Source organism: Streptomyces sp. NPDC093018 (assembly GCF_040684035.1).
Lineage (GTDB): Bacteria > Actinomycetota > Actinomycetes > Streptomycetales > Streptomycetaceae > Streptomyces > Streptomyces murinus.
Genome location: NZ_JBFBFF010000009.1, coordinates 32619 through 58923, shown reverse-complemented (window position 1 = coordinate 58923; position 26305 = coordinate 32619). Strand labels below are relative to the sequence as shown.

Below are 26305 nucleotides of genomic sequence, written 5' to 3'. Positions count from 1 at the left end.
TCAGTAGGGGCGGTGTCCGGTGAGTTCCTGCCAGCGGTCGTGGGCGGCGGCGAGGTCCTTGCGTGCCGCGGGGATGCGGGGGTCGCTGTCCTGCCGGGCGGTGACCTCTTCGAGATACAGCCGGGCGTTCTCCTGCTCGGAGGTGTCGTTCGTGACCTGGTGCAGATCGGCCTTCGCCTGCCGGAGCCGGGCGGGCCGGTCCCGTTGGAACGACTTGGCCGCGGCGATGGCGTTGTGGACGTCGACGACGAACTTGCGGACATGCTCCTCCGCGATGTCGGCCGTCGCATAGGTCACCAGATGCTGGCGTCCGTCCGGACCGACCAGGTAGAGGTGGCCGGCCGTCCTCGTGTGGTCGGAGCGGACGGCGATCTCGTGCAGGGGCAGATCTCCGCTGAAGTCGTCGGTCGAGACGGCGAGGACGTGTTCGTAGAGGGACAGAGTGCCGAGTTCGGCGCGGTAGACCCCGCGGCCGGGATCGCTCAGGCGGGCGATGTGCTCCTCGGCGTCGCGCACCCGGCGCCGATGGGCGGTGGCGGCGGTGTCGACAGCACCGCGCGCACCGGCCAGCTCCTTGCGCGCGGTACGCTCCAGGCCGCTCACGGCACTGCGTGCACGGTCGAGATCACGACGCGCGGCGCCGTACTCCGAGGCGAAGGCGAACTTCCAGCCGCCCGGATACCGGTAGAGCTGCCTGCCGACCGCGGCCGCGGCGACCAGAGCGAGCAGAAGTATCCAGCCCCAAGCATGCATGATGCCCTCCCCCATATGGCAGCCGGCGCCCCACGCCGTAACCGATGCCTCGGTGCTGTCCGCATCGACGACTACCGGCAACGGGCGCGGATCGTCAAATCCATTGCGAGCCGGACCGGTTGCGGCAGAGCGCGAGCCGGGGACAGACACCGTTGGCGCGGGGGAGGGGACAGCTGCCACCGAGCGGAACCGCCGGCCACGCGGGCATCGGTCACGTGGTCATCGACCAAGTGGCATCGGTCACGTGGTCATCGGCAAGTGATCATACGACCCTGATCGCCGACGTCGGGCACCGCGCCGCAGCCTCCTGTGCCGCCTCCCGCTGGTCGGCCGGGGGAGTGGCGTCGAGGACGATCACCGTGCCGTCGTCGTCGTTCTGGTCGAAGACGGCCGGGGCGGCGAGGACGCAGGCTCCCGCGCCGCAGCAGAGGTCCATCTCGATCTCGATCCGCGTCACCGGGCCACCCCTCACCAGCGCACCGGCAGTTGGAGGACGCCGTACGTCACCATCATCTCCCGGGTGCCGATCTCCGCGGGCGGCACAGCCAGTTCCAGGCGGGGGAAGCGGCGCAGCAACGACTCGTATCCGATGGCGAGTTCGAGCCGGGCCAGATGGTGCCCCATGCACTGGTGGGGGCCGTTGCCGAAGGCCATGTGCCGGGACGGGCCGCGGCGGATGTCGAAGGTGTCGGGGTCCTCGAAACCCAGCGGGTCACGGTTGGCCGCGGGCAGCGACACCGTGACGACCTGGCCCGCGCGGATCGACCGCCCCTCGAACTCGAAGTCCTCGGCGGCCACGCGGATCGGCCCGATCTGCACCACGCTGAGGTAGCGCAGCAGCTCCTCGACGGCATCGTCCATCAGCGACCAGTCGGCGCGCAGCGCGGCCAGCTGCTCGGGGTGGCGCAGCAGCGCGTAAGTACCCAGCGCGAGCATGTTGGTGGTGGTCTCAAGACCGGCGATGAGCAGGACGATCGTGATCCCGAGCAGCTCCTCGTCGGTCAGGTCCGTCTCCACGGTGAGCCTGCCCAGGATGTCCGGGCCCGCGTCCTTGCGCGCGGCCGCGATCAGGGCATGGAGCATCCCGCCGAGGATCGCCATCGACTGCTGCATCTCCTCCCCGGTGGTGGAGAGGCTGAAGAGCACGTCGACATGGCGCCCGAACTCCGCGCGGTCCGCCTCCGGCAGGCCGAGCAGTTCCGAGGTGACCAGTGTGGGCAGGGGTTTGGCGAAGGCCTGGACGAGATCGACGGGGCCGCTCGCGCCCGCCATCTCGTCCAGCAGACGATCCGTCAACTCCTGGATCCGCGGGCGCAGTTCCCGTACCCGCCGGATGGTGAAGTGCTTGCTCAGCAGCCGGCGGTAACGGGTGTGCTCGGGCGGGTCCATATTGACGAACATCCCCGCGGGCAGCGCGTCGGTGCTCAGCTCCGAGCCGGGCACCTTCACCGGCGAGCGCTTCCCGGCGGGCAGCGAACTGAACCGGGTGTCCGCCAGCACGGACCGCGCGGTCTCCAGACCCGTGACCAGCTGACCGACGTGCCCGTCGGGGTACCGCAGCGGGGTCATCGGGCACTCCGCGCGCGCTCGCGCGAAGGGAGCGGGCGGGTCGAAAGGACAACCCGTGGGGCGCGCCGTCGGAAAAGGCTGGGCCGAGGAATTCTCGGCAGCTTGCGAATGCACCATGAAAATCCTCGGACCTCGTCAGCGCAGGAGAACAGGGGACAGCTGTATGACGTGCAGTTGTCTCACGACCGCCCCTAGGGTTCTCCTTAGAGATTTCCGGCCGCCGGGATTCCACCCTTGGGGATTCCCCTAAAACTGATCCGCCACAGCGGCGGGGCGCTGCCGCGGGACCGAAACTGGGGCCACACCGCAACCCGTTGCCGCCTCGGTCCACCGATCGCCTGTGCCGTGGCCGCCACGGTGCGGTGCCTTTTCGTTCTCTGTGTGGGCGGGTGGAGTGCAAATGGTCGAGTCCGAGCTCAACGGGACGGGGAATCGGGCCGGTTCGGCTTCGGCGGACTCGGCCGGTGACATAGCCGTCATCGGTCTGGCGTGCCGGCTGCCGGGCGCCGCCGACCCGGGGGCCTTCTGGCGGCTGCTCAGCGAGGGCAGGGACGCGATCACCGACGTACCCGCGGACCGGTGGGACGGGGCCGCGGTGGCCGACGCCGACCCGTCCGAGCCCGGACGGAGCGACATCCGCCGGGGTGGGTTCCTCGACCGTGTCGGCCACTTCGACGCCGGGTTCTTCGGGCTCTCCCCCAAGGAGGCCGCCGCGATGGACCCGCAGCAGCGGCTCGTCCTGGAGCTGGCCTGGGAGGCGCTGGAGGACGCGCACGTACGCCCCGGCACCCTGCGCTCCACCCGTACCGGGGTCTTCGTCGGCGCCATCTGGGACGACTACGCGACCCTGCACCACCGCTCCGGGCTCACGGCCATCTCCCCGCACACCGTCACCGGCCTGCACCGCGGCATCATCGCCAACCGGGTCTCGTACTTCCTCGGTCTGCGCGGCCCCAGCCTGACCGTGGACTCCGGCCAGTCCTCGTCCCTGGTCTCGGTCCATCTGGCCTGCGAGAGCCTGCGCAAGGGCGAGTCGACCGTCGCCCTCGCCGGTGGCGTCAACCTCAACCTCGTGCCCGAAAGCACCCTGGGCGCCGCCAAGTTCGGCGGACTGTCCCCCGACGGCCGCTGCTTCACCTTCGACGCCCGCGCCAACGGGTACGTCCGCGGCGAGGGCGGCGGCATCGTCGTCCTCAAACCCCTCGCCCAAGCCGTCGCGGACGGCGACCCCGTCTACTGCGTGATCCGCGGCAGCGCCGTCAACAACGACGGCGGCGGCGACGGACTGACCGTGCCCCTGCGCTCCGGACAGGAACAGGTGCTCAGGCTCGCCTGCGAACGCGCCGGGGTCGACCCCGCGCACATCGGCTACGTCGAGTTGCACGGCACCGGCACCAAGGTCGGCGACCCCGTCGAGGCGGCCGCGCTCGGCGCCGTGCTGGGCGCGGGACGCGCGCCCGGCAACCCGCTGCGGGTCGGCTCGGCCAAGACCAACGTCGGCCATCTGGAGGGCGCCGCCGGCATCACCGGCCTGCTCAAGGCGGCCCTCGCGCTCCACCACCGCGAACTGCCCGCCAGCCTCAACTTCGAGACGCCCAACCCGGCGATCCCGCTGGACCGGCTGAACCTGCGCGTGCAGAACGAGCACAGCGCGTGGGCCACCGACGACGGCCGTCCGCTGCTCGCCGGGGTCAGCTCGTTCGGCATGGGCGGCACCAACTGCCACATCGTGCTGGCGGAACACCGGGAGACGACGGCCCCGGACGCGGAGCACGGCACGGGAGCGGACGCGGGAGGCGCGGACGCAGCAGCGGGCACGGGAGAGTCCGGCACCAATACGGCCGCGACCTGCTGGCCGCTGTCCGCCAGGACCGCGTCCGCGCTGCGCGGCCAGGCCGCCACCCTGCTGGCCCACGCCGAGGCGCACCCCGCGCTCGCCCTGCCCGATGTCGGCCGGTCGCTCGCCACCGGCCGTACCGCCTTCGCACACCGGGCCGTCGTCGTCGGCGAGAACCGCGACGACCTCCTGCGCGCCCTGCGCGCGCTGTCCACCGACGGCATCGACGCGGCACTGACCACGGGCCGTACGGCACCCCGAGGCGAACTCGCCTTCCTCTTCTCGGGCCAGGGCAGCCAGCGCGCCGGCATGGGCCGCGAACTGGCCGCCACCGTACCGGCGTTCGCCACCGCACTGGACGACGTGTGCGCCCACCTCGACCCGCTGCTGCCAAGGCCGCTGCGCGAGATCATGTTCGCCGCCGAAGGCACCGCGGAAGCGGCGGAACTCGACCGGACCCTCTACACCCAGACCTCGCTGTTCGCCCTCGAAGTCGCCCTGTTCCGGGCGCTGGAGAGCTGGGGCATCACCCCCGACGTGCTCATGGGCCACTCCATCGGCGAACTCGCCGCCGCGCACGTGGCCGGTGTCCTCTCGCTCGCCGACGCCTGCACCCTCGTGGCCGCACGCGGCCGTCTGATGCAGGCGCTGCCCGCCGGTGGCGCCATGATCGCCGTCCAGGCCACCGAGGACGAGGTCCAAGACCGCATCGGCGCGCACACCGACCGCGTCAGCATCGCCGCGCTGAACGGCCCGGACTCCGTCGTCGTCTCCGGCGACGAGGACCTCGCCACCGAGATCGCCGCCGCCTTCGCCGCCCTCGGCCGCAAGACCAGCCGACTGCGGGTCAGCCACGCCTTCCACTCCCCGCACATGGAACCCATGCTGGCGGAGTTCCGCGAGGTGGCCGAGGGCCTGACCTTCCACGCCCCGCGCCTTGCGATCGTGTCCAATGTGACGGGCCGACTCGCCGCGGAACTCCCGGCGTACGAGGGGTGCGACGCCGCGTACTGGGTCCGCCATGTGCGCGAGGCGGTCCGCTTCGCCGACGGCGTCGCCCGCCTCGACGCGCAGGGCGTACGCACCTACCTCGAACTCGGTCCCGGCGGCGTCCTCACCTCCATGGCCCGCGCGGGAGCCGACGACGAGTCCCTGTTCGTCCCCGCCCTGCGCGCCCGCCGCCCCGAGACCTCCGCCCTGCTGACGGCCGTCGCCGCACTGCACGTCCATGGCCTGGAGCCGGACTGGGAGGCACTGTTCGGCGGCGGACGCGGCGGCGGACGCGGCACACACCGCATGGTCGCGCTCCCCACCTACGCGTTCGAGCGGCAGCGCTACTGGCTGGACGGCGCCACCACCTCGCCCATCAGCGGCGGTGGGGCTCCCGTGGACCCGCGGCCGGACGCCGTCGCCGGAACCGTCACCGGAACCGACACCGTCACCGGAGCCGTCACCGCGCCGGTCGGTGCCCTCGGCCGACGGCTCGCCGAACTGCCCGAGTCCGCACGCGAAGAGGCCGCGCTCGACCTGGTCCGCGCCCATATCGCCGCCGTTCTCGGCCACGCCGAGGCCCGCCAGGTCGAGAGCGAGTGGACCTTCAAGGACCTCGGCTTCGACTCGCTCAGCTCGGTGGAACTGCGCAACCAGCTCGGCGCCGCCACCAGCCTGCGCCTGCCCAGCGGACTGCTGTTCGACCACCCCACCCCGGCCGCGCTCGCCCGCCACCTCGCCGCCCGCTCCCTTGGCGCCGAGGCCACGGCGGACCGTACGCCCACGACGGCCGCCGACCCCGACGAGCCCATCGCCATCGTGGCCATGAGCTGCCGACTGCCCGGCGGAATCAGCTCCCCCGAGGACCTGTGGCGGCTGCTCGCCTCCGGTGGCGACGCCGTCTCCGGGTTCCCGACGGACCGCGGCTGGGACGTCGAAGCGCTCTGGGACCCGGAGCCCGGCACCCCCGGCAAGTCCTCCACACGGTACGGCGGCTTCCTGCACGGAGCGGCCGATTTCGACGCCGCCTTCTTCGGCATCAGCCCGCGCGAGGCCGCCGCGATCGACCCCCAGCAACGGCTGGTCCTGGAGACCGCCTGGGAGGCCTTCGAACGGGCCGGCATCGACCCGGCCACCCTGCGCGGCAGCCGGGCGGGCGTATTCATCGGCGCGACGGCACAGGACTACGGCCCCCGGCTGCACGAGCCCGTCGACGAAGCCGGCGGCTACCTGCTGACCGGCACGACGACGAGTGTCGCCTCGGGCCGCGTGGCCTACTCGTTCGGCCTCGAAGGCCCCGCCGTCACGGTGGACACGGCCTGCTCCTCGTCCCTGGTCGCCCTGCACCTGGCCGTCCAGTCGCTGCGCGGCGGCGAGTGCACGATGGCCCTGGCCGGTGGCGTCACCGTGATGTCCACGCCCGGCATGTTCGTGGAGTTCAGCCGCCAGGGCGGCCTGTCGGCGGACGGCCGCTGCAAGGCGTTCGCGGCCGGCGCGGACGGCACGGGCTGGGCCGAGGGCGTCGGCATGCTGCTGGTGGAACGGCTCTCCGACGCCCGCCGCAACGGCCACCAGGTGCTCGCCGTCATCCGGGGCAGCGCCGTCAACCAGGACGGCGCCTCCAACGGACTCACGGCCCCCAACGGCCCCTCCCAGCAGCGCGTCATCCGCCAGGCGCTGGCGGCCGCCGGACTCACGCCCGCCGACGTCGACGCCGTGGAGGCACACGGTACGGGGACGAAACTCGGCGACCCGATCGAGGCGGAAGCCCTCATCGCCACGTACGGCCAGGAACGGTCGCGGGAACGGCCGTTGTGGCTCGGCTCGCTCAAGTCGAACATCGGTCACACCCAGGCCGCCGCCGGTGTGGCCGGTGTGATCAAGATGGTCATGGCGATGCGCCACGGCCTCCTGCCGCAAACGCTGCACGTGGACGAGCCGACCCCGCACGTGGACTGGTCGGCGAGCGATGTACGACTGCTGACCGAGGCGGTGGAGTGGCCCGCGGCCGGCCCGCCGCGCCGGGCGGCGGTGTCCTCCTTCGGCATCAGCGGCACCAACGCGCACATCATCGTCGAGCAGACCCCCGGCACGCCCGAGGAACCCCCGGCGCCGGGCTCGGGAGCGGTCGTACCGTGGCTGCTGTCGGCGAGGAACGACACGGCGCTCCGGGCGCAGGCGGCCCGGCTGCTGTCCTTCCTGGACGACGAAGGCGCGGGCGTCCGCCCGGAGGACGTGGCGTACTCGCTGGCGACGTCCCGCGCGGTGCTGGAGCGCCGTGCGGCGGTCGTCGGGGCGGAAGTCGGGGAGTTCCGGCACGGGTTGGAGGCGATCGTCTCCGGTGCCGCTCCGGTGGGCGGCGCCGTCGGCGGCAAGGTCGGGTTCCTGTTCTCGGGCCAGGGATCCCAGCGCTTGGGAATGGGCCGCGAACTGTACGCCTCCTGGCCGGTGTTCGCCGCGGCGTACGACGAGGTGTGCGCGCTCCTCGACATCGAGGTCGATGTCGAGGCGGAGACACTGCATCAGACGGGCATGACTCAGCCTGCGCTGTTCGCCGTCGAGGTGGCGCTGTTCCGGCTGCTGGAGTCGTGGGGTGTGCGGCCGGATTACGTTGCCGGTCATTCCGTCGGTGAGATCGCGGCTGCGCATGTGGCGGGTGTGCTGTCGCTTGAGGACGCGGCGCGGTTGGTGTCGGCGCGTGCGCGTCTGATGCAGGCGTTGCCGGTTGGCGGTGCGATGGTCGCCGTTCAGGCCACCGAGGACGAGGTGCTGCCGCATCTGACCGATGGTGTGGGCATCGCGGCGATCAACGGACCGCAGTCGGTGGTGGTTTCGGGTGCGGAGGACGCGGCTGTGGCGGTCGGCGAGGCCTTCCGGGAGCAGGGCCGCAAGACGTCCCGGTTGAAGGTGAGCCACGCGTTCCACTCGCCGTTGATGGATCCGATGCTGGAGGAGTTCGGGCGGACGATCGCCGACCTGACCTTCAACGAGCCGCGGATTCCGGTCGTTTCGAACCTCACGGGTCGGCTGGCCGAGCTGTACACACCCGAGTACTGGGTACGACATGTCCGCGAGGCGGTTCGTTTCGCGGACGGTGTGCGGACCCTGCACGAGCTGGGTGTCGGGACCTTCGTGGAGATCGGTCCCGGTGGTGTCCTCAGCGGTATGGCGCAGGGCTGTGCGGACGACATCGTCACCATCCCCGTACTGCGCGGCGACCGCCCCGAACAGCGGGCCGTCGTCGCCGCGCTCGCCGAACTGCATTGCACCGGCTCCGAGTTGGACTGGGGCGCCTTCTTTCCGGCTGCCCGTCGTGTCGACCTGCCCACCTACGCCTTCCAGCGCGAGCGCTACTGGCTCGACGTACCCCGGACGGCGACCGGTGGCCTCCCGGAGGCGTCGGACGCCGAGTTCTGGGATTCCGTCGAGAGCGAGGACCCGGCGTCGCTCGGGTCGCTCCTGGGGCTGGAGCCCGCCGAACTGGACGTGGTCGCACCCAAGTTGTCTGCCTGGCGCCGACAGCGGCGCGAGCGGTCCGCCGCCGACGGCCGGCGCTACCGGATCACCTGGCAGCCGCTCGGCGACCCGGTCGGAGCCGCCCCTTCGGGGACCTGGCTGTACGTGGTCCCCGAGGAGACCGCGTGGACCGAGGCGATGCGCGCGGGGCTCACGGAACTCGGCGTGACACTCGTACCGTTCACCATGGCCGAGGACACCGACCGCGCCGCGCTCGCCCGAACCCTGGCCGAGGCCGAGGCGAAGTACGAGCGGGTCGACGGCGTCCTGTTCGCGGCGGCCCCGGCTTCGGCCGACGCGGTACCGGCTCCGGCGGGCGCGGCACCGGCCCCGGCGGACGCGGGGACGGACGCCCTCCACCGGCTCGTGCTGCTCGTCCAGGCCCTCGGCGACGCCGGGATCGAGGCCCCGCTGTGGTGCCTGACCAGCGGCGCGGTGTCGACCGGCCCGACGGACCCGCTGACCGACCCGGCCGCCGCGCGGCTCTGGGGCCTGGGCAGGATCGTCGCCCTGGAACAGCCGCAACGCTGGGGCGGCCTCGTCGACCTGCCCACCGAATGGGACCCCCGCGCACTGACGCGCCTGGCCGGTCTCCTGGACCGGAGCGACGAGGACCAGCTCGCCGTACGCCCCTCCGGTGTGTCGGTACGACGCCTCGTGCGCGCGGCGCGGAACGCGGCGCCGGCGGACGCGGCCTGGTCGCCGCGCGGCACCGTGCTCGTGACCGGTGGTACCGGCGCGCTGGGCGGCCATGTGGCCCGCTGGCTCGCCGGTGCCGGGGCCGAGCACCTGGTGCTGATCAGCCGCCGAGGACCCGAGGCCCCGGGAGCCGCCGAACTCACGGCGGAACTGGAGGAGTCGGGCGCACGGGTCACGGTCGCCGCGTGCGATGCCGCCGACCGCGACGCCCTCGCCGAACTGTTCGCCCGGCACACCGTGAACGCCGTGGTGCACACGGCGGGCGTACTGGACGACGGCCTGATCGACTCGCTCACGCCCGAGCGCCTCGACGGCGTACTGCGCCCCAAGGCGGCCGCGGCGCTCCATCTGCACGAGCTGACCCGGGACCGCGAAGACCTCGACGCCTTCGTGCTCTTCTCCTCGATGACCGGTGTCTGGGGCAACGGCGGCCAGGGCGCCTATGGTGCCGCGAACGCCTTCCTCGACGCCCTCGCCGAACAGCGCCGGGCGCAGGGACTGCCCGCGCTGGCCGTCGCCTGGGGCCCCTGGGCGGACGGCGGCATGGCCGACGGCGCCGCCGGTGACCACCTGCGGCGGCGCGGCGTACGCCCGATCGCGGCACTTCCCGCGATCTCCGCCCTGCACACCGCGCTGACCAGCGACGAGACCTTCGTGACCGTCGCGGACGTGGACTGGGACCGCTTCGTCCCGGCCTTCGCCGGCCCGCGCCCCTGCCCGCTGCTGCACGGCGTACCCGAGGCCCGCAAGGCCCTCGAAGCCCGCGCCCGCGCCGCGAGGAGCACCGAGGTGCCCGCGTCCGCGCTGGTCCGGCGCCTCCTCGACGCCACACCGGGGGAACGGGTGCGCATCCTGCTCGACCTGGTGCGCGAGCAGGCCGCCATGGTGCTCGGTCACACCGGCAGGGGCGCCTTCGAGGCCGACCGTACGTTCCGCGAGACCGGCTTCGACTCGCTCACCGCCGTCGAACTGCGCCACCGGCTGAGCACGGCCACCGGTCTCGCACTGCCCGCCACCCTGGTCTTCGACCACCCGACCCCGACCGCCCTGGCCCGCCACCTGAGCGACGAACTCCTCGGCGAACTCCTCGGCGGACACGGCCCGGAGACAGCCGTCCCGCAGGCGGTGACCGCCGTCGCGGCCGACGAGCCGCTCGCGATCGTCAGCATGAGCTGCCGCTTCCCCGGCGGTGTCCGGACGCCGGAGGACCTGTGGGAGCTGCTCGGCTCCGGCCGGGACGCGATGACCGGCTTCCCCACCGATCGCGGCTGGGACCTCGACGCGATCTACGACCCCGACCCCGAGCGGCCCGGCACGACGTACACCCGTGAGGGCGGCTTCATCGAGGGCGCCGACCGTTTCGACGCCGGTCTGTTCGGGATCTCGCCGCGCGAGGCGCTGGCCATGGACCCGCAGCAGCGGCTGCTGCTGGAGACCGCGTGGGAGGCCTTCGAGCGCGCCGGGATCGCCCCCGCGTCCATGCGCGCCAGCCGCACCGGTGTGTTCATCGGCACCAACGGCCAGGACTACGCCAACGGGCTGCGCAACGCGCCCGAGGAGATCGAGGGGTACGCCCTCACCGGCAAGGCGGCCTCGGTCGTCTCCGGCCGCATCTCCTACACGTTCGGACTTGAGGGCCCGGCGGTCACGGTGGACACGGCGTGCTCGTCGTCCCTGGTCGCGCTGCACCTCGCGGCCCAGGCGCTGCGCAGCGGCGAGTGCTCCATGGCCCTGGTCGGGGGCGTCACCGTGATGACCACGCCGGACCTGTTCGTGGAGTTCAGCCGGCAGCGCGGCCTGTCGGCGGACGGCCGCTGCAAGGCGTTCGCCGCCGGTGCCGACGGCACCGGCTGGGGCGAAGGCGTCGGCCTGCTGCTGGTGGAACGGCTCTCCGACGCCCGGCGCCACGGCCACCAGGTGCTGGCGGTGGTCCGGGGCAGCGCGGTGAACCAGGACGGCGCGTCCAACGGCCTGACGGCTCCGAACGGCCCGTCGCAGCAGCGGGTGATCCGGCAGGCGCTGGCTTCCGCCGGGCTCACCCCGGCCGATGTGGACGCCGTGGAGGCGCACGGTACGGGGACGAAGCTCGGCGACCCGATCGAGGCACAGGCGCTGCTCGCCACATACGGCCGCGAACACTCCGCCGACCGGCCGGTGTGGCTGGGCTCGGTCAAGTCCAACATCGGTCACACGCAGGCCGCCGCCGGTGTCGCCGGTGTGATCAAGATGGTGCTGGCGTTGCGGCACGGCACGCTGCCGCGGACCCTCCATGTGGACGAGCCGACCGGGCACGTCGACTGGTCGGCGGGCACCGTACGACTGCTCACCGAACCGGTGCCATGGCCCGGAACCACCACCGAGCCCCGCCGGGCCGCGATCTCCTCCTTCGGCATCGGCGGCACCAACGCGCACACGATCCTCGAAGAAGCGCCCGCCACGACCGTGCCCGAGCCGGCCAGGGAACACCGCCCGGTGCCCGTGCCATGGGTGCTGTCGGCGAAGAGCGAAATGGCACTGCGCGCCCAGGCGGAACGCCTGGGGACCTTCGCGACGGACGACGTGTCGCTGGTTGACGCCGGCTTCTCCACGGCCACGACACGGTCGGCACTGGAGCACCGCGCCGCCGTGATCGGCACCGATCCGGCCGAACTGCGGACGGCTCTTACGGCCCTCGCGGCGGGCGAACCGGCGGCGAACCTCGTCACCGGGCGCGCTCACACGACGGGCAAGGTCGGGTTCCTGTTCTCGGGGCAGGGGTCGCAACGGCTCGGCATGGGGCGGGAGTTGTACGAGTCGTACCCCGTGTTCGCTGCCGCCTTCGACGAGGTGTGTGCGGTTCTCGATGCACCCGTGGACGTTGATTCGGAGGAGTTGAACCAGACGGGTTCGACGCAGCCCGCGCTGTTCGCGGTCGAGGTGGCCTTGTTCCGACTGCTCGAATCGTGGGGTGTGCGGCCGGACTACGTTGCCGGTCACTCGGTCGGTGAGATCGCGGCTGCGCATGTGGCGGGTGTGCTGTCGCTTGAGGACGCGGCGAAGTTGGTCTCGGCCCGCGCTCGTCTGATGCAGGCGTTGCCGGGCGGCGGTGCGATGGTCGCCGTACAGGCCACCGAGGACGAGGTGCTGCCGCATCTGACCGATGGTGTGGGCATCGCGGCGATCAACGGACCGCAGTCGGTGGTGGTTTCCGGTGCTGAGGACGCGGTTCTGTCGGTCGCGGAGCTGTTCGCCGGTCAGGGTCGCAAGACGTCCCGGTTGAAGGTGAGCCACGCGTTCCATTCGCCGTTGATGGATCCGATGCTGGAGGAGTTCCGCGAGGTCGTCGGCGGGCTGGTCTTCAACGAGGCGCGGATTCCGGTCGTTTCGAACCTCACGGGTCGCTTGGCCGAGCCGTACACGCCCGCGTACTGGGTCCGGCATGTCCGCGAGGCGGTTCGTTTCGCGGACGGTGTGCGGACCCTGCGCGAGCTGGGTGTCGGGACCTTCGTGGAGATCGGTCCCGGTGGTGTCCTCAGCGGTATGGCGCAGGGCTGTGCGGACGACATCGTCACCATCCCCGTACTGCGGGCCGACCGCCCCGAACCCCAGGCGCTCACCACCGCCTACGCCCAACTCCACGTCAGTGGCGCCGAGGTGGACTGGGACGCCTTCTTCCCCGATGCCCGGCGTATCGACCTTCCCACCTACGCCTTCCAGCGCGAGCGCTACTGGCTCAACGCCCCTGCCCCCACCGGCGACATGAACGCGGTGGGCCAGGGCCCGGCCGGTCATCCGCTGCTGGGCGCCGCCGTGCCGCTGGCCGACGGCGACGGACACCTCCTCACCGGGCGGCTCTCGACACACACGCACCCGTGGCTGATGGACCACGCCGTCAGCGGGGTCGCGCTGCTGCCCGGCACCGCGTTCGTGGAGCTGGCCACCGCCGCCGCCGCCGACGCCGTGGGCTGCGACCTGCTGGAAGAGCTGACACTGGAGACACCGCTGCTCATGCCCGAGCGCGGCGGCGTCGCCCTCCAGGTGCGGGTCGGCGCCGACGACGGCACGGGCCGCAGGTCGCTGACCGTGCACTCGCGGACCGACGACGGGGACGCGCCCGCCCACCAGGACGATCCCGCGCGGGCCTGGGTCCGACACGCCTCCGGCTCGCTGACCGTCGCCACCGAAGAGCCCGCGGACGACTCACTCGCCGCCTGGCCGCCCGCGGGCGCCGAGCCGATCGACGTCGACGGGTTCTACGACCGCCTCGCCGGTATGGCACTCGACTACGGCCCCGTCTTCCAGGGGCTGTGCGCCGCTTGGCGCGCCGGGGACGACTTCTTCGCCGAGGTGGAACTGCCCGGCGCGGACGGCATGGACGCGGGCGCGTACGGCCTGCACCCCGCGCTGTTCGATGCCGCCCTGCACACCGTCTGGCTCGGCGCGGTGGAACCCGACGCCGGGACCGGGCAGGGGCTGCTCCCGTTCGCCTGGAGCGGGGTGCGACTGGCGGCCGCCGGTGCCTCCGCCCTGCGGGTGAAGGTCTCGCGCGCCGGTACTTCCACGGTGTCGCTGCTGCTGGCCGACGGCACCGGTGAGCCGGTCGCGCGGATCGACTCGCTGACGCTGCGCCCGGTACCCGCCGACCAGCTGCGCGCAGGTTCCGGTGGCGACGACGCGGTCTTCGGGCTGGAGTGGACACCGGTCGGCCTGCCGTCCGCGCCGGATGGCATCAGGATCGAGCCGTACGAGGATCTCGCCGCCCTTCGGGACGCCGACTCACCGGCCGTAACGGCAGCCGAAGCGGAGACCGAGGTCCCCGCCGATGCCGTGATCGTGCCCTGCCCGACCGGTTCCGCCACGGATCTGGCCACCCGTGTTCGCGAAGTCACCTGCGCCGTACTGGAGTTGATCCAGTGGTGGCTAGCCGGGGAACGCCCGGCGCGCCTGGTGCTGGTCACCCGCACCGAAGACCTCGCCCAGGCGGCGGTCCGTGGACTGGTGCGCTCGGCGCAGACCGAGAACCCCGACCGCATCGTGCTGGTCGAGACCTCGACGGAGGCCGGCACCGGCCCTGCCCAGGTGCTGCCCGGTCTTGCCCACCTTGGCCACCTTGCCCACGCGCTCCCCGGCCTGCTCGCTTCGGGCGAGCCGCAGGCCCTGGTACGCGCGGACGGCGAGATCCTGGTGCCGAGGCTGGCCCGTGTCGCCACGCCGGACGCCGAGCCGCCGGTCCCCGCCCTCGGCACCGGCACCGTCCTGCTGACCGGTGCGTCCGGCGGCCTGGGCGGGCTGTTCGCCCGGCATCTGGTCACCCAGCACGGCGTACGCAGCCTGCTGCTCGTCAGCCGCCGTGGCGGGGACGCGCCCGGCGCGGCCGAACTCGCCGCCGACCTGACCGCGCGGGGCGCCGATGTCACCTGGGCCGCGTGCGACATGGCCGACCGCGACGCCGTCCGCGCACTCCTGGCCGGTCCGGGACAGAACCTGTCCGCGATCGTGCACACCGCCGGCGTCCTGGACGACGGAATCATCGGATCGCTGACGCCCGACCGGCTGGACGCCGTGTTCCGCCCCAAGGTGGACGCCGCGCTCAACCTGCACGACCTCGCGGCCGAACTGTGCGGCGACCTCTCCGCGTTCGTGCTCTTCTCCTCGGTGGCGGGCACCCTCGGCACGCCGGGACAGGGCAACTACGCCGCCGCCAACACGTTCCTCGACGCCCTCGCCGAGCACCGCCGAGCCCTGGGCCTGCGCGCCACGTCGCTGGCCTGGGGCCTGTGGGCGCAGGACAGCGAGAGCGCCATGACCGGGGGCCTCGACCACACCGATCTCACCCGCATCAAGCGCATGGGCCTCGCCCCGATCGCGGCGGCGGACGGCCTGCGCATGTTCGACACGGCACTGGTCACCGACCGGGCGGCCGTCGCCCCGATCCGCCTCGACACATCCGCCTTCCGTGACGGGCAGGGCCAGTTCCGCGAAGGCCAGGGACAGCCCGTGCCCTCGGTCCTGCGCGGACTGGTACGGGTCACACCGGTACGGCGTACGGCGCGGACCGCGCCGAAGGGCTCGCTGGGTCAGCGGCTGGCCGGGTTGCCGGTGGCCGAGCGGGAGCAGGTGGTGCTGGACCTGGTGCGGGGTGAGGTCGCCGCCGTGCTGGGGCACTCCGGTGCCCGATCGGTCGGCGCGGACGACGCGTTCAAGGACATCGGGTTCGACTCGCTGACCGCCGTCGAACTGCGCAACCGGCTCAACTCGGCCGTCGGCATGCGACTGCCCGCCACCCTGATCTTCGACCATCCGAACCCGCTGACCCTCGCCCGCTTCCTCACCGCCGAGGCCACCGGCTCCGACACGGCGGCAACTGCGCCGGTGACCCGGCCGACGACCGCCGTAACGGCCGACGACCCGATCGCGATCGTGGGTATGGCCTGCCGCTACCCCGGCGGTGTGCGGTCACCCGAAGACCTGTGGCAGCTGGTCTTCTCCGGTCGCGACGCCGTGTCGGGCTTCCCCGAGGACCGCGGCTGGGACGTCGAGAACCTCTACGACCCGAACCCCGACCAGTGGGGCACCAGTTACACCCGCGAGGGCGGATTCCTGCGCGACGCGGCGGACTTCGACGCAGAGTTCTTCGGGATCTCGCCGCGTGAGGCGCTGGCGATGGACCCGCAGCAGCGGTTGCTGCTGGAGACGTCGTGGGAGGCGTTCGAGCGGGCCGGGATCGATCCGGCGACGGTGCGGGGGAGCAGGACCGGTGTCTTCGCGGGCGTGATGTACCACGACTACGGCGGCCGCGTGCACACCTCACCGGCCGGGCTGGAAGGCTACCTCGTCAACGGCAGCGCGGGCAGCGTCGCTTCAGGTCGCGTCTCGTACACGTTCGGCCTCGAAGGCCCGGCGGTCACGGTGGACACGGCGTGCTCGTCGTCGCTGGTGGCCCTGCATCTGGCGGCTCAGGCGCTGCGCAGTGGTGAGTGCTCCATGGCCCTCGTCGGTGGCGTCACCGTCATGGCCGGCCCGAGCGTCTTCGTGGAGTTCAGCCGGCAGCGTGGTCTGTCGGCGGACGGTCGGTGCAAGGCGTTCTCGGCGGGTGCGGATGGCACGGGTTGGGCTGAGGGTGCGGGCATGCTGCTGGTGGAGCGGTTGTCCGATGCTCGTCGGCACGGCCATCGGGTGTTGGCGGTTGTCCGGGGTACGGCGGTGAATCAGGATGGTGCGTCGAATGGTCTGACGGCGCCGAACGGTCCGTCGCAGCAGCGGGTGATCCGGCAGGCGTTGGCGAATGCCGGTGTGTCGTCGGACCAGGTTGATGCTGTGGAGGCGCATGGTACGGGGACGCGGTTGGGTGACCCGATCGAGGCGCAGGCGTTGATCGCGACCTATGGTCAGGAGCGGTCGGGGGAGCGGCCGTTGTGGCTGGGTTCGCTGAAGTCGAACATCGGGCATGCGCAGGCGGCTGCGGGTGTCGGTGGTGTGATCAAGATGGTCATGGCGATGCGGCACGGTGTGCTGCCGCAGACGCTGCATGTGGACGAGCCGACGCCGCACGTGGACTGGTCGGCGGGTGATGTGCGCCTGCTGACCGAGGCCGTGGAGTGGCCTGCGCACGACGGGCCGCGTCGCGCCGCCGTGTCCTCCTTCGGCGTGAGCGGCACCAACGCCCACGTGATCGTGGAGCAGGCGCCCGGCGTGGCGGGGGAGGTGACGGCTCCGGCATCGGGCGCGGTCGTACCGTGGGTGCTGTCCGCGAAGACCGACACGGCACTGCGAGGGCAGGCGTCCCGGCTGCTGTCCTTCCTCGACATCGAGGGCATCGAGGGCATCGAGGGCATCAAGGGCGCCGAGGGTGGCGAACTCAGGCCGGAGGACGTGGCGTTCTCGCTGGCGACATCGCGTGCGGCACTGGAACGCCGTACGACGGTCGTGGGCGCGAATCTCGCCGAGCTGCGGCGGGAGTTGGAGTCACTCGCTTCCGGTGCGGCTCCGGTGGGAGGCACGGTCGGGGGCAAGGTCGGGTTCTTGTTCTCGGGGCAGGGGTCGCAACGGCGCGGCATGGGGCGGGAGTTGTACGAGGCGTTCCCCGTGTTCGCTGCCGCTTTCGATGAGGTGTGTGCGGTTCTGGATGCGCCCGTGGACGTTGATTCGGAGGAGTTGAACCAGACGGGTTCGACGCAGCCCGCGTTGTTCGCGGTCGAGGTGGCGTTGTTCCGGTTGTTGGAGTCGTGGGGTGTGCGGCCGGATTACGTGGCTGGTCATTCGGTGGGGGAGATCGCGGCTGCTCATGTGGCGGGTGTGTTGTCGCTTGAGGACGCGGCCAAGCTGGTGTCGGCGCGTGCGCGTCTGATGCAGGCGTTGCCGGGTGGCGGTGCGATGGTCGCCGTACAGGCCACCGAGGACGAGGTGCTTCCGTATCTGACCGATGGTGTGGGCATTGCGGCGATCAACGGGCCGCAGTCGGTGGTGGTTTCGGGCGCGGAGGACGCGGCCGTGGCGATCGGCGAGGTCTTCCGGGAGCAGGGTCGTAAGACGTCCCGGTTGAAGGTGAGTCACGCGTTCCATTCGCCGTTGATGGATTCGATGCTGGAGGAGTTCGGGCGGACGATCGCCGACCTGACCTTCAACGAGCCGCGGATTCCCGTCGTTTCGAACCTCACGGGTCGGCTGGCCGAGCCGTACACGCCCGCGTACTGGGTCCGGCACGTCCGCGAGGCGGTCCGTTTCGCCGACGGTGTGCAGACTCTGCACGAGCTGGGTGTGACCACGTTCGTGGAGATCGGTCCTGGCGGTGTGCTGAGTGCCCTCGCCCAGGGCTGTGTGGACGACATCGTCACCGTGCCCACCCTGCGCGCCGACCGTCCGGAGCCGTACGCGATCGCTGCCGCGCTGGGGTCGCTGCACACGTACGGCGTCTCGATCGACTGGCAGGCTCTCCTCCCCGGCGCCCGCCAGGTCGACCTGCCCACCTACGCCTTCCAGCGCGAGCGCTTCTGGCTCGACGTTCCCCGGGTGTCCGGTGATGTCCGGGCCGCCGGTCTGGGGGCGGCGGATCATCCGCTGCTGGGTGCCGCGATCGTGACGGCCGACAGCGACGGTGTCCTGCTCACCGGCCTGCTCTCCCTCGAAACCCACCCGTGGCTCGCCGACCACGCCGTACACGGGACCGTGCTGCTGCCCGGCACCGCGTTCGTGGAGTTGGCGATCCGGGCGGGCGACGAGACGGGGTGCGGATGGATCGAGGATCTCACCCTTGAGCTTCCCCTGGTCGTGCCCGAGAGCGGTGGCGTCACCCTTCAGGTGGCTGCCGGAGCTGCGGACGAGTCGGGCCGTCGGCAGCTGAGCGTGCACTCGCGAACCGGTGACGGTCCATGGCTGCGGCACGCGACGGGCGTACTGTCTGCGGCCGCGGCACCCTCCGCCGCGGACGTCGGCGCATGGCCGCCGGCGGGCGCGGAAGCCGTCGACCTGACGGCGTTCTACGAGGGCATGGCCGCCGTGGGCCTGGACTACGGCCCGCTCTTCCAGGGCCTGCGCTCGGTGTGGCGCGGCGGGGACGACGTCTACGCCGAGGTCGAGCTGCCGGCGGAGTCGGCCGCGGAGGCGACGGCGTTCGCCCTGCACCCGGCCCTGCTGGACGCCGCTCTGCACGCACTGGCCGCCGGTGGACTGGTGTCATTGGACGACGGCCCCGCGCTGCCGTTCGCCTGGTCCGGCGTGTTCGTGCACGCGGCCGGTGCGGCGATGGTCCGGGTGAGGCTGTCGCGGACGGCCACCGGCTCGATCACGCTGGCCGTGGCCGACGGCGCGGGTGAACCGGTGGCCTCGGTCGAGTCGCTGTCGCTGCGGACGGTCTCGACGGAGCAACTGCGCGACGCGGGCGGGAGCGAGCAGCTGTTCGGGCTTGGGTGGACGCCGCTCGCTCTCCCCTCCACCGCCGAGGCACCGGCGATCGAGACGTTCGCGGACTTCGACGCGCTGCGGGAGTCGGAAGGGACATCGGAGGCCGTCGTCGTACCGTGCCCGACGGGATCCGGCGCGGAGACCGACCGGGTGCACCGCGTGCACAGCGTCACGGCTGACGTCCTGGCGCTGGTGCAGTGGTGGCTGGAGCGGGAACGTGCGGGGCGGCTGGTGCTGGTGACGCGTCCGGGCGATCTGGTCCATGCGGCGGTGTGGGGGCTGGTGCGGTCCGCGCAGTCGGAGAACCCGGACCGGTTCGTGCTGGCGGAGGCCGAGGACACCGACGACGTGGTGCGCGTACTGCCCGCCGTACTCGCCTCCGAAGAGCCGCAGTTCGCCGTGCGGGGTGGGGAGGTGTTCGTCCCGCGTCTGGCGAAGGCCACCGGAACGACCACCGGAACGACCACTGGAACGACCACTGGAACGGCCACTGGAACGGCCACCGGAACGACCACCGACACCCAGGACTTCGGCGCCGGCCCCGTGCTGCTGACCGGTGCGTCCGGGGCGCTGGGCGGGCTCGTCGCCCGGCACCTGGTCGCCGAGCACGGTGTACGGAGCCTGCTGCTGCTCAGCCGACGTGGCGCGACGGCGCCCGGCGCGGTCGAGCTGGAGGCCGAACTGACCGCGTGGGGCGCCGAGGTGAGCTGGGCGGCCTGCGACGCGGCCGACCGGGACGCCCTCGCCGAGGTGCTGTCCGGCACACCGGTGACGGCCGTGGTGCACACGGCCGGTGTCCTCGACGACGGCGTGATCGCCTCGCTCACTCCCGAGCGCATGGACAAGGTGCTGCGACCCAAGGTCGACGCCGTGGTCAACCTCCATGAATTGGCGGGCGAGTTGTCGGCGTTCGTCGTGTTCTCCTCCGTGTCCGGCATCCTGGGCAGCGCGGGACAGGGCAACTACGCGGCGGCGAACACCTTCCTCGACGCCTTCGCCGAATTCCGCCGCGCCCAGGGGCTCCCCGCCACATCGCTCGCATGGGGCCTGTGGGAGCAGGGCGGCGGCATGGCCGACCGGCTCGACCAGGCGGATCTCACCCGCCTCAAGCGGGTGGGCCTGGCCCCACTGGCCATCGACGAGGGACTGCGGCTCTTCGACGCGGCGCTGGCCCTGGACCAGCCCACCGTCGCCCCGCTGCGGCTGGACCTCGGCGGTCTCCAGGACACCGTGCCGCCGGTCCTGCGAGGGCTGCGCGGACCCGCACGGGGCACCGCGCGGCGTACGGCGCAGAGCGCACCGAAGGGCTCGCTGGGTCAGCAGCTGGCCGGGTTGCCGGTGGCCGAGCGCGAGCAGGTGGTGCTGGACCTGGTGCGCGGTGAGGTCGCCGCCGTGCTGGGGCACTCCTCGGCCCAGGCCGTGCAGCCGGAACACGCCTTCCAGGACGCCGGTTTCGACTCGCTCACCTCGGTGGAACTCCGCAACCGGCTGAACGCGGCGACCGGGCTGCGGCTCCCCGCGACCCTTGTCTTCGACCACCCCACACCCCTCGTGCTCTCCCGCTTCCTGCTGGCCGAGACACTGGGTGTTCAGGATCGGCCCGAGGCCGCGGTGGCCGCGGTGACCGGCACGGACGAGCCGATCGCGATCGTGGGCATGGCCTGCCGGTTCCCCGGCGATGTGCGGTCGCCCGAGGACCTGTGGCGCCTCGTCGCCTCCGGCGGCGACGCGATCTCGGGCTTCCCCGAGGACCGCGGCTGGGACGTCGAGAACCTCTACGACCCGGACCCCGACCACTCCGGCAAGTCCTACGTGCGCCACGGTGGCTTCCTCCACGAGGCCGCCGAGTTCGACCCGGCCTTCTTCGGGATCTCGCCGCGTGAGGCGCTGGCGATGGACCCGCAGCAGCGGTTGCTGCTGGAGACGTCGTGGGAGGCGTTCGAGCGGGCCGGGATCGATCCGGCGACGGTGCGGGGGAGCAGGACCGGTGTCTTCGCGGGCGTGATGTACCACGACTACGGCGCCCGCGTGAAGACGCCGGGAGAGGGCATGGACGCCTACCTGGGCAGCGGCAGCGCTGGCAGCATCGCCTCCGGCCGGGTCTCATACACCTTCGGCCTCGAAGGCCCGGCGGTCACGGTGGACACGGCGTGCTCGTCGTCGCTGGTGGCCCTGCATCTGGCCTCTCAGGCGCTGCGCAGCGGTGAGTGCTCCATGGCCCTCGTCGGCGGCGTCACCGTGATGGCCACTCCTTCGACGTTCGTGGAGTTCAGTCGGCAGCGTGGTCTGTCGATGGATGGTCGGTGCAAGGCGTTCTCGGCGGGTGCGGATGGCACGGGTTGGGCTGAGGGTGCGGGCATGCTGCTGGTGGAGCGGTTGTCCGATGCTCGTCGGAACGGCCATCAGGTGTTGGCGGTTGTCCGGGGTACGGCGGTGAATCAGGATGGTGCGTCGAATGGTCTGACGGCGCCGAACGGTCCGTCGCAGCAGCGGGTGATCCGGCAGGCGTTGGCCAATGCCGGTGTGTCTTCGGACCAGGTCGATGCCGTGGAGGCGCACGGTACGGGGACGCGGTTGGGTGACCCGATCGAGGCACAGGCGTTGATCGCGACCTATGGGCAGGAGCGGTCGGGGGAGCGGCCGTTGTGGCTGGGTTCGCTGAAGTCGAACATCGGGCATGCGCAGGCGGCCGCGGGTGTCGGTGGTGTGATCAAGATGGTCATGGCGATGCGGCACGGTGTGCTGCCGCAGACCCTGCATGTGGACGAGCCGACGCCGCACGTGGACTGGTCGGCGGGTGATGTCCGGCTGCTGACCGAAGCCGTGGAGTGGCCTGCCCATGAGGGGCCGCGCAGGGCTGCTGTGTCGTCCTTCGGCATCAGCGGGACCAACGCCCATGTGATCGTGGAACAGGCCCCGGACTCGGCGGAGTCGGCGCCCGAGCCCGAGCCCGGTGCGGTCGTACCGTGGGTGCTGTCCGCGAAGAGCGACACGGCACTGCGGGCCCAGGCGGAGCGCCTGCTGTCCTTGGCCTCGACCACGGACCTACGGCCGGCCGACCTCGCCCTCTCCCTCGCCACCACGCGCTCGGCCATGGAGTACCGGGCCGCAGCGGTGGGCGAGAACCGCGACGAACTCCTCGACGGCCTGCGCGCGTTGGCCACGGGCTCCACATCCAACCGGATCATCACGGGCGAACCGGGCGGCGGAGGCAAGGTCGGGTTCCTGTTCTCGGGGCAGGGGTCGCAACGGCTCGGCATGGGACGTGAGTTGTACGAGTCGTACCCCGCGTTCGCTGCCGCCTTCGACGAGGTGTGTGCGGTTCTCGATGCACCCGTGGACGTTGATTCGGAGGAGTTGAACCAGACGGGTTCGACGCAGCCCGCGCTGTTCGCGGTCGAGGTGGCGTTGTTCCGGCTGCTCGAATCGTGGCGTGTGCGGCCGGACTACGTGGCCGGCCACTCGGTGGGTGAGATCGCGGCTGCGCATGTGGCGGGTGTGCTGTCGCTTGAGGACGCGGCCAAGCTGGTGTCGGCGCGTGCGCGTCTGATGCAGGCGTTGCCGGTTGGCGGTGCGATGGTCGCCGTTCAGGCCACTGAGGACGAGGTGTTGCCGTATCTGACCGATGGTGTGGGCATCGCGGCGATCAACGGACCGCAGTCGGTGGTGGTTTCCGGTGCGGAGGACGCGGCCGTGGCGATCGGCGAGGTCTTCCAGAAGCAGGGTCGTAAGACGTCCCGGTTGAAGGTGAGTCACGCGTTCCACTCGCCGTTGATGGATCCGATGCTGGAGGAGTTCGGGCGGACGATCGCCGACCTGACCTTCAACGAGGCGCGGATTCCGGTCGTTTCGAACCTCACGGGTCGGCTGGCCGAGCCGTACACGCCCGCGTACTGGGTCCGGCACGTCCGTGAGGCGGTTCGTTTCGCGGACGGTGTGCGGACTCTGCACGAGCTGGGTGTGACCACGTTCGTGGAGATCGGTCCGGGCGGTGTGCTGAGTGCCCTCGTCCAGGGCTGTGTGGACGACATCGTGACCGTCCCCGTCGTACGGACGGACCGTCCCGAGCCGCAGGCCGTCGTCACCGCGCTCGCCGAGCTGTATGTGCACGGTGTGTCCCCGGACTGGCGGGCGGTCTTCCCGGGTGCCCGGCGGGTCGATCTGCCGACCTACGCCTTCCAGTACGAGCGTTTCTGGCTGGAGGCACCGGAGGAGTTCAGCGGTGAGGCCGCTGCCGCCGGGCTCGGACTCGGCGCGGCGGAGCACCCGTTGGCCGGTGCGGTGGTCGCGCTGCCCGGCGCCGGTGGGTTCCTGGTCACCGGGCGGCTGTCGCTCAGGACGCACCCTTGGCTCGCCGACCACACGGTGATGGGCAGGGTGCTGCTGCCGGGTACCGCACTCGTGGAGCTGGCGGTGCGCGCGGGCGACGAGGCCGGGTGCGCACAGGTCGAGGATCTGACACTGGAAGCACCGCTGATCGTCCCGGACCATGGCGGCGTCGCCGTGCAGGTGTGGGTCGGGCCCGAGGAGGAGTCCGGCCGGCGCGCGCTGAGCGTGCACTCGCGGCCGGACGACGCCCCGGACGACGCGCCGTGGGCACGGCATGCCGTCGGCTACCTGACGGACGAACTGCCCGCCCCGCCACACGGCGTGGACCTCGGAGCGTGGCCACCGGCGGCTGCGGAGCCCGTCGATCTGAGCGGGTTCTACGAGGGCCTGGACGGGCTCGGCCTGAGCTACGGCCCGGTCTTCCGCGGGCTGCGCTCGGTGTGGCGCGCCGGGGACGACGTCCTCGCCGAGGTCGCCCTCCCCGAGGACATGGACGCGGACGCGTTCGCCGTTCATCCGGCGCTGCTGGACGCGGCGCTGCACGCGATCGGCGCGGGCGGGCTGGTCCCCGTGGCCGACGGGCCGCTGCTGCCGTTCGCCTGGTCCGAGGTGGGGGTGCGGGCCACGGGCGCGGCGGCGCTGCGGGTCAAGGTCTCCCGTACGGGCACGGACGCGGTGTCGCTGACCGTGGCCGACGCCTCGGGTGGCCTGGTCGCCACGGTCGGATCGCTGTCGCTGCGGCCGGTGTCGCGCGAGCAGCTGCTCGCGGCCGGCGATTCCGACGGGCGGGCCGACGACTCACTGTTCGGCCTGGCCTGGCAGCCCCTTGCCCCGGTGGAGGACGACGCCCCACTCGATGTACGGGTCTACCCGGACCTGGCCGCCCTGTCCGCTGCCCTTTCCGAAACCGAACTCGATCCCGAGGCCGAGGCCGACAGCGCGAGTCAAAGTAGGACCGAGCTTGTCACGGTCGTACCGTGCCCGGACACGCCCGGCACCCCGACCGCCGACCGCGTGCACGCCATCGCGAGCGAGGTTCTGGCACTGGTGCAGTCGTGGTCGGCGCGGGAACGTGCGGGGCGGCTGGTGCTGGTGACGCGTCCGGGCGATCTGGCCCATGCGGCGGTGTGGGGGCTGGTGCGGTCCGCGCAGTCGGAGAACCCGGACCGGTTCGTGCTGGCGGAGGCCGAGGACACCGACGACGTGGTCCGTGTGCTGCCCGCCGTACTCGCCGCCGGTGAACCGCAGTTCGCGGTCCACGACGGGGAGGTGCGCGTGCCGCGTCTCGTGAGGACCACCGGGGCCCTTGACGAGGTGCCGGACCTCGCCGCCGGCACGGTGCTCGTGACCGGTGCCTCCGGGTCGCTGGGCGGGCTCGTCGCCCGGCACCTGGTGTCCGAACACAAGGTACGGCGGCTGCTGCTGGCGAGCCGCCGGGGCGCGGACGCGCCGGGCGCCGCCGAGCTGGCGGCCGAACTCGCCGCGCTGGGGGCCGAGATCACCTGGGCGGCCTGCGACATCGCGGACCGGGAGGCCGTCTCCGCGATGCTCGACGGGCTCGGCGGGCATGCGCTGTCGGCCGTCGTGCACACCGCGGGCGTACTGGACGACGGTGTGATCGGCTCGGTCACCCCGGAGCGGATGAGGGAGGTCTTCCGCCCCAAGGTGGACGCCGTGCTGAATCTGCACGAGTGCACCCGGGGCCTGAGCCCGGCCGCCTTCGTGGTGTTCTCGTCCGTCGCCGGTCTGATCGGCAGCGCGGGCCAGGCGAGTTACGCGGCGGCGAACTCCTTCCTCGACGCCTTCTCCGCCCACCGGCGCCGGGCTGGGCTGCCCGCCACCTCGCTGGCGTGGGGGGTGTGGGAGCAGTCCGGTGCGATGACGGACGGTCTCGCCGCGGCCGACCGGGCGCGGATGGCACGCAGCGGGGTGCTACCGCTGCCGGCCGGGGAGGGGCTGCGGCTGTTCGACGCGGCGCTGGCCTCGGACGCGGCGGTGCTCGCCCCGGTCCGTATCGACACCGGCGCCCTGCGCGGCGGTGAGGCGCCGCCGGTGCTGCGCGCGCTGACACCGGCCCCGGCCGGCCGAAGGGCCGTACAGGCGGCCACCTCAGCCGGCTCCTCCGCTTCCGCCCAGGGGCCCTCGCTGGCCGAGCGCCTGGCGGAACTGCCTGACGGCGAGGGGGAGAAGACCGTGCTGGATCTGGTGCGGGCCGAGGTGGCCGCGGTCCTGGGGCATGCGTCGGACCGCACGATCCGGCCGGAACACGCCTTCCAGGATCTGGGCTTCGACTCCCTCACGGCCGTCGAACTGCGCAACCGGCTGAACCGGACCACCGGGTTGCGGCTTCCCGCGACCCTGGTGTTCGACCACCCGACACCCGCCCTCCTGGCTCGTCATGTGTTCACGGAGATTGCGGGGGCCGCCGAACCGGCCCTAGTGGATTCCCTACTTGCCGACTTGGACAAGGTCGAACAAGAATTGGTCACGAAGTTGGCAGCGAGCGAAGCTCGCGACCGGATCGTGGCGAAGCTCCGGGAAGTGCTGCTGATTGCCGGTGAATCCGGTAAGACATCGGACCAGGAAGTGCCTGGTTCGAGGGGCAGCGATCTGGAATCGGCCACGGACGACGAAGTATTCGATCTGCTCGGCAAGGAATTCGGGATTTCCTGACCGCTCCGGCGCGTCCCGGTGATCCCTTGCCGAATTCCGGTAAGTCATCGCAGGGGTGAG

4 protein-coding genes are annotated in these 26305 nt (G+C 72.0%); 1 reads left to right on the top strand and 3 read right to left on the bottom strand.

Annotated features, from left to right (window positions below; genetic code table 11):
* The 3 genes from AB0N90_RS21000 to AB0N90_RS20990 all read right to left on the bottom strand — a co-directional run bounded on the left by AB0N90_RS21000 (position 1) and on the right by AB0N90_RS20990 (position 2322).
* Positions 1–753 (bottom strand): hypothetical protein, encoded by a 753-nt coding sequence (locus AB0N90_RS21000; RefSeq protein WP_365198631.1) that lies wholly within the window; start codon positions 751–753, stop codon positions 1–3.
* 262 nt (positions 754–1015) lie between these two features.
* The gene (locus tag AB0N90_RS20995) at positions 1016–1210 is read right to left on the bottom strand and encodes a ferredoxin (RefSeq protein WP_346342419.1); all 195 of its coding nucleotides are present in this window, start codon (positions 1208–1210) and stop codon (positions 1016–1018) included.
* Positions 1211–1221: 11 nt separating this feature from the next.
* Positions 1222–2322 carry a cytochrome P450 gene (locus AB0N90_RS20990; RefSeq protein ID WP_365198629.1) on the bottom strand — a complete coding sequence of 367 codons (1101 nt, stop codon included), beginning with the start codon at positions 2320–2322 and terminating at the stop codon, positions 1222–1224.
* Positions 2323–2722: 400 nt separating this feature from the next.
* Between AB0N90_RS20990 and AB0N90_RS20985 the strand changes: the two genes are divergently transcribed.
* The gene (locus tag AB0N90_RS20985) at positions 2723–26245 is read left to right on the top strand and encodes a type I polyketide synthase (RefSeq protein WP_365198626.1); all 23523 of its coding nucleotides are present in this window, start codon (positions 2723–2725) and stop codon (positions 26243–26245) included.
* Positions 26246–26305: the final 60 nt, after the last annotated feature.